This window comes from Ferribacterium limneticum, from assembly GCF_020510565.1.
Taxonomy (GTDB): Bacteria; Pseudomonadota; Gammaproteobacteria; order Burkholderiales; family Rhodocyclaceae; genus Azonexus; species Azonexus limneticus_B.
Map to the genome: position 1 here is coordinate 1,301,939 of NZ_CP075189.1, position 12,491 is coordinate 1,314,429.

The following is a 12,491-nucleotide window of genomic DNA, read 5'->3' on the forward strand; positions in this document are numbered from 1 at the left end:
CAGAATCGGGACAAATGGCATCAATGCCAGAGGCGACAGAACAAGGGGGACGAGATGCGATATCGGAAAATCTGGCGAGGCCTGTTTTGCGCTTTTGTTTTTGGCAATTTTTTGCCATCGACCGTGGCAGTCGCCCAGGAAGCCAGGCCACTGGCCAAGGGGCAAACGCTTTACCTGCCGATCTATTCGCACATGCTCTACGGCAATCTGGGCAAGAGCGGCAAGGCGTCCAACGTCTTGCTGTCGACCCTGGTCAGCATTCGCAATACCGACATCAAGCGTTCAATCCGGGTGCTGTCAGCCAAATATTTCGACACCGGCGGCAAATTGCTTGGCGAGCGCGTGCCGGCGCCGACCGTCGTGCCGCCACTCGGCACGCTCGAGCTGTTTGTTGAGCTCAACGACGCTTCCGGTGGCTCGGGGGCCAATTTCATCATCAAGTGGGACGCCGAGCAGCTGGTCAATCCGCCGCTGGTCGAGTCCTTGCACGTCAATATGGATGGTGGCAAGGCCGTCATCTTCATGACCCAGTCGGTACCGCTGACGGAATGAGCGGCAACTCCGGCGCATCCCCGATCAAGACCCTGCAGACCGGCTATATCGTCCGGCTGCTCTACGTCGCGCTCGGCATGCTGTTTGCCGTGCATCTGTTCGGCACCATCGGTTACATGGTGCTGACCGAGGGCAAGTATTCGTGGTTCGACTGCTTCTACATGACCTTCATCACCGTCGCCACCATCGGCTTCGGCGAAATCATCGACATGTCGAGCAACCAGCCGGCGCGGGTTTTGACGGTGGTCATCGGCATTCTCGGTGCCGGCAATTTGTCGCTGCTGTTTTCGGTCGTCACCGTGGCGCTGCTCGAAACCGACCTCAATGGAACCCTGCGGAGAAAACGCATGGAAAAAACAATCAAGAAACTCAAGGGCCACTACATTTTGTGCGGCTTCGGCCGGGTCGGGCGCAACATTGCGCACGAACTGGCAGCAACCAACCGGCACTTCGTCGGCATCGACGAAGACCTGCACAAGCTCGAGGAATACAAGGAAAAGAACATTGGTTTTCTCTTCCTGAACGGCGATGCCAGCGACGACGACGTGCTGATCGCCGCCGACCTGGAGGACGCCAAGGGTCTGTTCGCGGTGACCGGCGACGATTCGCGCAACCTGATGATCGTCATCACGGCCAAGCAGTTGAAGCCCGAATTGCGCGTCGTGGCCCGCTGTACCGAAACGCGCAACATCGAAAAGATGCGCAAGGCCGGGGCCGACGCCATCGTCTCGCCCGACTTTACGGGCGGCATGCGCATCGCGTCGGCGATGATCCGGCCGCATGTGGTTTCCTTTCTCGACGAAATGCTCAAGTCGGAGAAAAACCTGCGCGTCGAAGAGGTGCCGGTGCCGGCCGGATTCATTCCCAAGCCGCTCGGCGTGCTGCAGTTGCGTAGCGCCAATTACGTTTTTCTTGCCGTGCGCGAGCGTAACGGTAGTTGGCAGTTCAATCCGGACAAGGACTTTCTGCTCAAGCCCGGCTTCACGTTGATCGCCATGGCCAGCCCGGTCGGGCGTACTGAAATTGAGACCTTGTTGATCGAAATGGCGTCTTGAAGCAATTTTTTTGGGGTTAGGCGGTTTCTCGACAGGTTTCTCTGTCGGCCGCAATTTTTCGGAGGAAATAAACATGCAAAAAACAATCATGATGGCCGGCGCTTTCCTGCTGCTGGCCGGTACCGCACAGGCTTCGCCGGAACTGGCCAAGGCCAAGAACTGCATGACCTGCCACGCCATCGACAAGAAAATCGTTGGCCCGGCCTACAAGGACATTGCCGCCAAGCGGGCTGCGGAAAAAGGTGCGGAAGCCGCGCTGGCCGTGAAGATCAAGGGCGGCAGCAAGGGCGAATGGGGGCAGGTGCCGATGCCGGCGAACAATGTGACCGATGCCGAAGCGGCGACCTTGGCCAAGTGGGTCCTTACCCAGAAGTAAGCGCTGGCGGCGGATGACGAGAAGCGAGACTGAATGAAAGCACTGACCCACGAACAAATGCGCCGTCGCTGGCTAGCCCTCGGCGTCGTCGCGGTCGCCTACATTCTCTCTTTCTTCCAGCGTTTTGCCCCGGCCGGCATTGCGCCCGACCTGGCCGCCGCTTTCGATACTTCGGCGGCCTCGTTGGGCGTCTTGGCGGCGACTTATTTTTACGTTTATACGCTGATGCAGATTCCGACCGGCATCCTTGCCGATACGCTGGGTCCGCGCCGGATTCTGGCCCTTGGTGGGCTGGTCGGCGGGGCCGGCAGCTTTCTCTTCGGCATGGCGCCGACGCTCGAACTCGCGCTGGTCGGGCGGACGTTGATCGGGTTGGGCGTGTCGGTGACCTTCATCGCCATGCTCAAACTGATCGCCGTCTGGTTCGAGGAAGACCGTTTCGCCACCATGGTCGGCATCGGCATGCTGATCGGCAATCTCGGTTCGGTGCTGGCCGGCGCGCCGCTTTCGGCGGTGGCGCAGGCGACTGGCTGGCGCGGTGTGTTCATTGGTGTTGGCTTCGTCTCGGTGGCGCTTGGCGTGCTGTGCTGGCTGATCGTGCGCGATGCGCCGGACCGGGATAGTGCCGCGCCGAAGCCCCACTTCGACCGCACGGCGGTGATTTCCGGCCTGCTCTCGGTGATCAGGAACCGTGACACCTGGCCGTCGCTGCTGGTCAATACCGGCATGTGCGGCGCCTTTTTTACCTTCGCCGGTTTGTGGGCGACGCCTTACCTCATGCAGGTGCACGGACTGGCACGATCGGTTGCCGCAGCGCATCTGTCGCTGTGGTTTGGCGGCTTTGCCGTCGGCTGTCTGTTCATCGGTAGCCTGTCCGACCGCCTGGGCCGGCGCAAGCCGGTGCTCATTGTGACGTCGCATCTCTACGCCCTGATCTGGCTGCTCCTGCTCTCCTGCGTGGCCATGCCGGTTGCCGTGTCCTACCTGCTTTTTGCCCTGCTCGGCTTGACCACGGCCGGTTTCAGCCTGACTTGGGCTTGTGCCAAGGAGGTCAATCCGCCGCTGCTCTCCGGCATGTCGACGAGCGTCGCCAACATGGGCGGCTTCATGACGGCGGCGCTGTTGCAACCCTTTGTCGGCTGGATCATGGACCTCGGCTGGACGGGCGAAATGGTCAGCGGTGCCCGTGTTTACGATGTCGAAACCTGGCGCCACGGCGTGCTGGTGGTGAGCATCGTCGCCATCCTCGGCGCGGCATCGTGCTGGTGGATCAAGGAAACGCGCTGCCGGAATATCTGGAAGGCGTCGTGACGGGCCCTGTGTTTTTGAATAAAACACAATAAAATCAATGAACCAGCAGCATGTGGCTTGTGCCATTCTTATAAATTAGCGTATGCTTATATTTATGAACGCAAACATTCTCCGACCTTTCGTTTTTAGCCTTTTTTTCGGGTTGACCGTCGCAATTGCGGCTGAACCCTTGCCGGTCATTACCGTCAAGCCGCACGCCGTCGACCTGGCCTTCCCGGCCGAATCGCTGGTCGAGGCGGTGCAGCAGGCAACGGTCGGTGCCCAGATCGCCGGCCGCGTCCTTGAGGTCAGGGCTGACGCCGGCCAGTCGGTCAAAAAGGGCGACGTGCTCATGCGCATCGACGCTCGCGAGGCGGCCGAAGCGGCGCGTGCCGCCGAGGCCCAGTACGCCAATGCCAAGGTCAGTTACGACCGGACGAAAAGTCTCGTCACCCAGAAATTCATGAGCACCGCTGCGCTCGACAAGGCCAAGGCCGATCTCGATGCCGCCGCCGCCAATCGCGCTGCCGCCGGCGCCGGCCAGAGCCACGCCACCATCGTCGCGCCGATGACCGGCATCATCGCCCGTCGCCACGCCGAAATGGGCGATATGGCGACGCCGGGTAAACCGTTGTTTACCATCTACCAGCCGGGCACCCTGCGCGTTACGGCGAGCATTCCGCAATACCGCCTGAAGGCGATGCGCGATGTCAAAACGGCCCGTGTCGAATTCCCCGAGTTGGGCAAATGGGTCGATGCCGTTAAGGTTCAGGTGCTGCCGACGGCCGATGCCGCGACCCACGTTTCGCAGGTCCGCGTGACGCTGCCCGATGTGCCGGAAGCGACGCCGGGCATGTTCGCCCGCGTCCATTTCATCACCGGCCAGTCGGAAAAACTGACCGTCCCGGCCGCTGCCGTGTTGCGGCGCGGCGAGGTCGCCGCGGTTTATGTGCAGACCGCCGACAATCGTTTGTCGCTACGTCAACTACGCCTCGGCGACGCCGTCGGGCAGGGCGAAATCGAGGTTCTGGCCGGCTTGTCGGCCGGTGACAAGGTCGTCACCGACCCGGTCAAGGCCGGAATTCAGCTCAAGTCGGCAAACTAAGCCATGAGCAGCGAGAAGACGACGCTCGGTATTTCCGGGCGCATTGCCGCCGCCTTCCAGAATTCGCGGATGACGCCGTTGCTGGCGCTGGTTGCCTTCCTGATGGGCCTCTTCGCCACGCTCGTCACGCCGCGCGAGGAAGAGCCGCAGATTGACGTGACCATGGCCGACGTCATGATTGCCTTCCCCGGCGCCTCGGCCAAGGATGTCGAAAATCTGGTGGCCCGTCCCGGCGAACAGGTGCTGTCGCGCCTGCATGGCGTCGAGCACGTGTACTCGGCCTCGCGTCCGGGCATGGCCATCATCACCGTGCAGTTCGACGTCGGCGTCAAATACAACGATGCCGTGCTCCGCCTCTACGACACCGTGCATTCGAACAGCGACTGGCTGCCGGCCAACCTCGGGGTCATGGCGCCGGTCATCAAGCCGCGCGGCATCGACGATGTGCCGATTGTTGGACTGACTTTCTGGACCAAGGACCCGGCGCGCTCTGCCTTCGACCTGCAGCAGGTCGCCCGCGCAGTCGAGATCGAACTCAAGCGGATCAAGGGGACGCGCGACATCTCGACCATCGGCGGCCCTGACCACGCCATCCGCGTCCTGATGGACGCCGAACGGATGAACGCTTTTGGCGTCACGCCGCAGGACATCGCCGGCGCGCTCAAGGTCTCGAACGCCCTGCAATCCTCCGGCAATTTGACCGCCAGCAACCGCGAAGTGCTGGTCCAGACCGGCACCTATCTTGAATCGGCCGTCGACGTGAAGCAACTGGTCGTTGCCGTGCGCGGCGAGGCCAGCGCGCGCAAGCCGGTATTCATGAGCGACGTGGCGACCGTCGAGGACGGCCCGGATCAGCCGAAACGCTACGCTTGGTACGGCGACCAGAGCGGCGAATTTCCCGCTGTCACGATGCAGCTTTCCAAACAGCCCGGCGTCAATGCAGCCGATGTGGCGACTGCTACGGTCAACCGGATAAATGACCTGAAAAACAAAGTCATTCCCGAGGGCATCGAAGTTACCGTAACGCGCAACTACGGCGAAACGGCGACCGAAAAGGCTCAGAAACTGATCGGCAAGCTGGTATTTGCCACGGCCTTCGTCGTCCTGCTCGTCTTTTTCGCCCTCGGCAAGCGCGAGGCGGTGATCGTCGGTGTCGCCGTGACGCTGACGCTGGCGGCGACGCTGTTCGCCTCCTGGGCCTGGGGCTTCACGCTCAACCGCGTCTCGCTGTTCGCGCTGATTTTCTCGATTGGCATCCTGGTCGATGACGCGATTGTCGTCGTCGAGAACATCCACCGCTGGCAAGGGCTGTACCCCGAAAAAAGCCTGTTCGAAATCATCCCGCCGGCGGTCGATGAAGTCGGCGGCCCGACCATCCTCGCCACCCTGACCGTGATCGCGGCCCTGCTCCCGATGGCCTTCGTCAGCGGCCTGATGGGGCCGTACATGAGCCCGATTCCGATTAATTCGTCGATGGGCATGGCCATTTCGCTGGCCGTCGCCTTTGTCGTCACGCCCTGGCTGGCGGCGCGGATGATGAAGTCGCACGGCAACGCCCAGGCGGAGCATCAGCCATCGAAGCTCGACGCCAAACTCGACAGCACCTTCCGCAAGCTCCTGACCCCCTTCCTCGACCCGATCAAGGGCGGCGCCGCGCGGATCAAGCTGGCCATCGCCATCGTCCTGCTCATACTCGGCTCCGTGTCGTTGGCCTACTTCCAGCTCGTCGTGCTCAAAATGCTGCCGCTCGACAACAAGAGCGAATTCCAGGTCATTCTCGACATGCCGGTCGGCACGCCACTTGAGGAAACAGCGCGCGTGCTGCATGAAATCGGCGCCGAACTGGCGCTCGAGAAGGATGTCACCAACTACCAGGCCTACGCCGGCACGGCCAGCCCGATCAATTTCAACGGCCTGGTTCGCCAGTACTACCTGCGTGCTTTGCCGGAAAAGGGCGACATTCAGGTCAACCTGGCTGACAAGCATCACCGTTCGCGCTCCAGCCACCAAATCGCCACCGCCCTGCGCGACCGTGTCGAGGCCATCGGCAAGGCCAATGGTGGCGTCGCCAAGGTCGTCGAAGTGCCGCCCGGGCCGCCGGTCATGTCGCCCATCGTCGCCGAAATCTACGGTCCGGATATGAAGGGCCAGATGAGCGTCGGCAAGCAGGTGCGCAAGGCTTTCGAGGGAACGAAGGACATCGTCGCGGTCGACGACTACATCGAGGCCGATTCGCGCAAGGTCATCCTGCATGTGCTGCAGAGCAAGGCGGCGCAACTTGGTGTGGCGCAGAGCGACATCGTTGAGGTCGTCAGCATGGGACTGGCCGGGCAGGATGTCACGCCGGCCCACAATACCGAGTCGAAGTTCGAAATCCCGGTGCGCGTCACCTTGCCGGCCGAAAAGCAATCCAGCCTCGACGCGCTCCTGAAGCTCCGTGTTCGCTCGCGTGACGGTCAACTGGTGCCCGTTTCCGAACTGGTCGAAGTGCGCGATGCAGCCCGTGAGAAAGCTATCTACCACAAGGATCTGCTGCCGGTCGTGTACGTCGTCGGCGACATGGGCGGCAAGCTCGATTCGCCGCTCTACGGCATGTTCGACATCCGGAGCAAGATCAACGGCATGGAACTCAAGGAAGGCGGCACGCTGGGCGAATGGTTCATCCGCCAGCCGAATGACCCGTACGCCGGCTACAGCGTCAAATGGGACGGCGAATGGAAGGTGACCTACGAAACCTTCCGCGACATGGGCATCGCCTACGGCGTCGGCCTGATCCTGATCTACCTGCTGGTTGTCGCCCACTTCGGCAGCTACCTCGTGCCGCTCATCATCATGGCCCCGATCCCGCTGACCATCATCGGCGTCATGCCCGGCCACGCGCTGTTCGGCTCGCAATTCACGGCGACGTCGATGATCGGCATGATCGCCCTGGCCGGCATCATCGTCCGCAACTCCATCCTGCTCGTCGATTTCATCAAGCTGCAGGTGGCGACCGGCATGCCCTTCCGCGAAGCCGTCATCCAGTCAGCCGCCGTGCGCGCCAAACCCATCGCCCTGACTGCGCTGGCCGCCATGCTCGGCGCCATGTTCATTCTCGACGACCCGATCTTCAACGGCCTGGCCATCAGCCTGATTTTCGGCATCATGGTGTCCACACTGCTGACGCTGGTCGTCATCCCCGTCCTCTATTTTTCGGCCTTCCGCAAGGAGCATCAACAATGACCATCGAACGTATCATCCGCATCATGGCGGGCTTTTTCGTCCTGCTCTCCCTCGCCCTCGGTTATCAAGGTAGCCCGATCTTCGTTTCGGAGTGGTTCCTCGCTTTTACGGCCTTCGTTGGCCTCAATTTGCTGCAAAGCGGCTTCACGGGCTTCTGTCCGCCGGAAAAACTGCTGGCCAAAATGGGCGTCAAGCGCAGCAACGGGAGCTGCGGCAGTTGAGTTAAGTGATGTAAATCCATTTTTAGATCAGGGACTAAGCTCGCACGGAGTGTTCTCCGATATGAAGACTGATTTTTCGTCGAATCGGCTTTAGAAAAACTTTGTGAAACATTGTTTTTATTAGAGTAAACTGCCTTTGGTATAACTAAAGGCTTAGTTCGATTCGTGCAGCAGATTCCGGCCCTTGCCGGCCGAAAACTCGTTTTTTTCGCCCTGGCGGCGATCCTCCTGATCTGGGCCATCCTCGGCCTTGATTGGTGGTCGATCAATCGACAGTTTTCGGCGGATTTCACGGATTCTTCGGGCGAGTTCCTGGGGGTGGCGACCCCGTCATGGGGCTTCCTGCTGTTTGCCATTGGCCTCGTCGTCACCCTGTTGATCGTCGAAGGATGTCGTCTGTTGTTCGGCGTTCGTGCCCAGGCAAACAGCCAGCTCGCGTTGCAGCGGCGGATCATCGACCACGCCTCCGAGGCGATGATCCTGACCGACGGCGCACAGCGGATACTGACCGTCAACGCGGCTTTCGAGCAGACCACCGGATACGCCGCCAGCGAGGTTCTGGGCCAGACGCCGACCATGCTCAGTGCCGGCCATCAAGGCCTCAACCTGCATCGCAACATCTGGGACTTTGTCGCCGAGAACGGCCATTGGGAAGGCGAGGTCTGGGACCGGCGCAAGGATGGCACGATCTATCCCAAGCACATGCGGATCACGGCGATTCGCGACGAGGCCGGGCAGGCCTCGCATTTTGTCGCCACCTTCGCCGACATCAGCGAAGCCAAGGCCGAGGCCGAGCGCTTCGACTACCTGGCGCATCACGACCAGTTGACCAACCTGCCCAACCGCCTGGCGCTCGACGGCCACCTCGAAACGCTGCTCGACGGCGCGGTGCCCGGCATCAACCGCCTGGCCCTGCTTATCATCGATCTGGACAATTTCAAGACGGTCAACGACTCGCTCGGCCACCATGCCGGCGATCGCCTGCTGGCCGAACTGGCCCGCCGCATGGGCGGCGAAATGGACCGGGCGACGCGCCTGTTCCGCCTGGGCGGCGACGAGTTCGTCGTCGTCTTCGATCAACTCGATCGCGACGCTGCCGTTACGGCACTGGTTGATCGCCTGGCCCGGGCGATTGGCCTGCCCTGCGACATTGATGGTCATACGCTGCACTGTACGCCGTCGATCGGCATCAGCCTCTATCCCGAGGATGGCCGCGACGGCCTGACGCTGATCCGCAATGCCGATGCCGCGATGTATGCGGCCAAGGCGGCTGGGCGCAACAACCATCAGTTTTTTGCCGAATCGATGAATGCGGCCGCCAACAAGCGCCTGCATCTCGAAAGCGAATTGTGGCGCGCTCTGGCCGAGAACCAGCTGGTGCTGCATTACCAACCGCAGATCGATCTGCTCAACGGCAAGGTCGTTGGTGTCGAGGCGCTCGTGCGCTGGGCCCACCCACTGCGCGGCATGATCGCCCCGGCTGATTTCATCCCTGTCGCCGAGGAGTGCGGCCTGATTCTGCCGCTCGGCCACTGGGTCTTGCTGACCGCCTGCCGGCAGGTTCGGAGCTGGCTCGACGCCGGTATCGACATGGGTGAAATGGCCGTCAATATCTCGGCGCATCAGTTCCGTCAGCCCGATTTTGTCCAGACGGTGCAGCGCGTGCTGGCCGAAACCGGCCTGCCGGCCAACCGCCTGGAACTCGAAATTACCGAAAGCACGGTCATGCACGGCGTCGATTCCGCCATCCAGACGCTGGCCCAGCTCAAGGCCATGGGCGTCCGCTTGGCCATCGACGATTTCGGCACGGGCTACTCGTCGCTCTCCTACCTGCGCCGCTTCCCGCTTGATCGCCTGAAAATCGACCGTTCCTTCCTGGCTGATGTCGACACCGATCCCGATGCCGCCTCGCTGGTGACTTCCATCGTCATGCTTGGCCGCTCGCTCGGCCTGCAACTGGTGGCCGAGGGGGTCGAGAATTTTGCCCAGGCCGAATTCCTGCGTACGCTCGAATGCGAGCGTGTCCAGGGCTTCCATTTTTACCAGCCGGTGTCGGCCGAAGAGGTGGTTGGCTTCGGTCGCTGCGAGGAATACGTCGCACTGCCCGCCTGATCTGGCTGCACTGCGGGTACGGGGGTGATTGCCCGCTCGCCAATTGCCGGACAGCCCACTAGAATTGGGGCTTCACGACATGGAGTTCAGTATGAAGATCGGATTTATCGGCCTTGGCATCATGGGGCGCCCGATGGCGCTTAACCTGATCAAGGGTGGCCATGATGTCACCGTCTGGGCGCGCCGCGCCGAATCCATGCAGCCGCTGCTCGATGCCGGGGCCAAAGGTGCAGCCAGCCCGGCCGATGCCGCCCGTGGCAACGAACTGGTCATTTCGATGGTGGCTGATGCGCCGGATGTTGCCGAAGTCATGCGTGGCGTGGCCAGCGCCGGCCAGACTGGCTTGGTTGCTGTCGATATGAGCACCATCGCGCCGGCCGCGGCGCGCAAGATTGGTGAAGACCTGGCGGCAGCCGGTGTCGATTTCATTGATGCCCCGGTCTCCGGTGGCGAAGTCGGCGCCATTGCCGGCACGCTGTCGATCATGGCCGGCGGCTCCGATGCGGCTTTCGCCCGGGCCAAACCGGCTTTCGAATGCATGGGCAAGAACATCGTGCACGTCGGCGCCAGTGGCGCGGGGCAGGTGACCAAGGCGGCCAACCAGATCGTGACCGGCATGGGCGTTCTAGCCGTCGCCGAGGCATTTGCATTTGCGGCAAAAAATGGCGTTGACCGTAGCAAGGTGCGCGAGGCTCTGCTCGGCGGCTTCGCCTACTCGAAAATCCTCGAAAACCACGGCCAGCGCATGCTCGACCGCAATTTCAAACCGGGTTTCAAGAGCTGGATGCACGAAAAGGATCTGAACATCGTCATGCAGACGGCGCACGAACTGGGTCTCTGCCTGCCGGGTTCGGCGGCGACGGCACAGATGTTCAACGCCATGGTCGGTTCCTGCATGGGCGAAGAGGATTCGATCGCCGTCCTTAAATTGCTTGAACGCTTGTCGGGGCAGGAATGAACATAGGTTTCATCGGTCTGGGCGCCATGGGGCGTCCGATGGCCATGCACTTGCAGCGTGCCGGCCACGAGCTGGCCATCTGGGCGCGTCGCCCGGAAAGCATCGGTGATTTGCCGGCCCGCGTTTGCGCCACGCCGGCCGAGTTGGGGCGTTGCTGCGAAGTGGTATTTACGGTCGTCACCTCGAGTGCTGACGTCGAAGCTGTCGCGCTTGGCCAGGATGGCCTGATTGCAGGCATGGCGCCCGGTTCTGTACTCGTCGATTGCTCGACCATCGCGCCCGACGCGGCGCGGCGTATCGCCGCCAGGCTGGCGGAAAAAGGCATTCACTTTCTCGATGCCCCGGTTTCCGGTGGTGAGCAGGGCGCCATAGCCGCGACGCTGGCCATCATGGCCGGTGGCGAGGCGGCGGTGCTCGACCGCGTGCGGCCGCTGCTTGAATGCCTGGGGCAACGCATCGTCCATATCGGCCCGAATGGCGCCGGCCAGGTCGCCAAGGCGTGCAACCAGATGATCATGGTCGCCGCCATTGAAGCGGCCGCCGAGGCCATGCGTCTGGCTGCCGGTGCCGGGGTCGATTGTGGCAAGGTCAGGCAGGCGCTGGCCGGTGGTTCAGCTGCCTCGCGCGTGCTCGACGTGATGGGCGAGCGCATGGTCAGCCGTGATTTTTCGGCCGGCATCGAAGCCCGACTGCATCACAAGGATTTCGGGCTGGTCCTCGAAGCGGCGCGCCAGAGTGGCGTACCGGTAGCGCTGACGGCCGTTGTTGCACAGCAACTCAATGCGCTCATGGCGCAGGGTTGGGGGCGGGACGATACGTCTTCGCTGCTGCGCGTGCTGGAGCTGGCATGAGTCAGATCGCCCAACTCTCCGAAGCCGAAATCGAAGAACGTTTTCATATTACTGGTACGCTGCCCATCGCCTTTCTGCTCGTCGGTTATGCCCGGACCAAGGACCAGTTCACCGTCTCGTTCGGTGGCGGTGAGGAAATGATGCTGACGACGCTGCTCGATGCGCAGCCGGCCGGCGACCGGCTCATTTTTGACTGCAGCGGCAGTGCCGAGATCAACCGCCACCTTCTCGCCAGCGGGCGCAATGTGTTCGCCGGCCGGCCAGCCGGCATTCACGTGCAATTCACCAGTGGTCGGGCGACCGAGGTGGTTTTCGAGGGCGGCAAGGCCTTTGCGGTGCCTTTGCCGAAACACGTCGTTCGCCTGCAGCGCCGCGATACTTTCCGCATCGAGACGCCGCGCGGGAAACCGCTGCAGTTCTTCGGCCGGTTGACCGGCGGGAAATTGCTCAACTTTCCGGCGCACGATATTTCCGTCGCCGGCATCGGCATGACTGCCTTGACCCTGCCCGATGGCCTGGCACCCGGCGATCGCCTGGAAAACTGCCATTTCGCCCTGCCCGAAGACGAGCACGAGCTTTTCTTTAGCGCCTCCATTCGCCACATCACGCCGCAGGTTGGGCGGGCTGGCGTGCAGCAGTGGCGCATCGGCCTGCACTTCGAGAACATGCCGGCGGTCGAGGAAAACCGTATCCAGCGCTACATCGCCAAGGTCGAGCGCGAGCGGCACGAGTTGCTGGCCAAATAGCCT

11 protein-coding genes are annotated in these 12,491 nt (G+C 62.0%); all 11 read left to right on the forward strand.

Annotation, left to right across the window (positions count from 1 at the left end):
* Positions 1 to 123: 123 nt before the first annotated feature.
* The gene (locus KI610_RS06305; protein ID WP_226497810.1) at positions 124 to 552 is read left to right on the forward strand and encodes a DUF3124 domain-containing protein; all 429 of its coding nucleotides are present in this window, start codon (positions 124 to 126) and stop codon (positions 550 to 552) included.
* Positions 549 to 1,607, forward strand: coding sequence for a potassium channel family protein (locus KI610_RS06310; RefSeq protein ID WP_226497811.1), 1,059 nt, complete (start codon positions 549 to 551; stop codon positions 1,605 to 1,607). Before KI610_RS06305 ends, KI610_RS06310 begins: the two co-directional genes overlap by 4 nt.
* Before the next feature lie 73 nt (positions 1,608 to 1,680).
* On the forward strand, positions 1,681 to 1,983 hold the full coding sequence (locus KI610_RS06315) for a c-type cytochrome (RefSeq protein WP_319004214.1): 303 nt from the start codon (positions 1,681 to 1,683) through the stop codon (positions 1,981 to 1,983).
* Between the two features lie 33 nt (positions 1,984 to 2,016).
* Positions 2,017 to 3,294 carry an MFS transporter gene (locus KI610_RS06320; protein WP_226497812.1) on the forward strand — a complete coding sequence of 426 codons (1,278 nt, stop codon included), beginning with the start codon at positions 2,017 to 2,019 and terminating at the stop codon, positions 3,292 to 3,294.
* 142 nt (positions 3,295 to 3,436) lie between these two features.
* Entirely contained in the window at positions 3,437 to 4,378 is a 942-nt protein-coding gene (locus KI610_RS06325; protein ID WP_226497813.1) for an efflux RND transporter periplasmic adaptor subunit, read from the forward strand.
* 3 nt (positions 4,379 to 4,381) lie between these two features.
* A complete protein-coding gene (locus KI610_RS06330; RefSeq protein ID WP_226497814.1) occupies positions 4,382 to 7,600 on the forward strand; it encodes an efflux RND transporter permease subunit in 3,219 nt (1,072 codons plus the stop codon).
* On the forward strand, positions 7,597 to 7,821 hold the full coding sequence (locus KI610_RS06335; RefSeq protein ID WP_226497815.1) for a YgaP family membrane protein: 225 nt from the start codon (positions 7,597 to 7,599) through the stop codon (positions 7,819 to 7,821). Before KI610_RS06330 ends, KI610_RS06335 begins: the two co-directional genes overlap by 4 nt.
* A gap of 165 nt (positions 7,822 to 7,986) precedes the next feature.
* A complete protein-coding gene (locus KI610_RS06340) occupies positions 7,987 to 9,933 on the forward strand; it encodes a putative bifunctional diguanylate cyclase/phosphodiesterase (RefSeq protein WP_226497816.1) in 1,947 nt (648 codons plus the stop codon).
* 91 nt (positions 9,934 to 10,024) lie between these two features.
* Positions 10,025 to 10,891, forward strand: coding sequence for an NAD(P)-dependent oxidoreductase (locus KI610_RS06345; RefSeq protein ID WP_226497817.1), 867 nt, complete (start codon positions 10,025 to 10,027; stop codon positions 10,889 to 10,891).
* Entirely contained in the window at positions 10,888 to 11,742 is an 855-nt protein-coding gene (locus KI610_RS06350) for an NAD(P)-dependent oxidoreductase (RefSeq protein WP_226497818.1), read from the forward strand. The genes KI610_RS06345 and KI610_RS06350 overlap by 4 nt, the downstream gene beginning before the upstream one ends.
* Entirely contained in the window at positions 11,739 to 12,488 is a 750-nt protein-coding gene (locus tag KI610_RS06355; RefSeq protein WP_226497819.1) for a flagellar brake protein, read from the forward strand. The genes KI610_RS06350 and KI610_RS06355 overlap by 4 nt, the downstream gene beginning before the upstream one ends.
* Positions 12,489 to 12,491 lie beyond the last annotated feature (3 nt).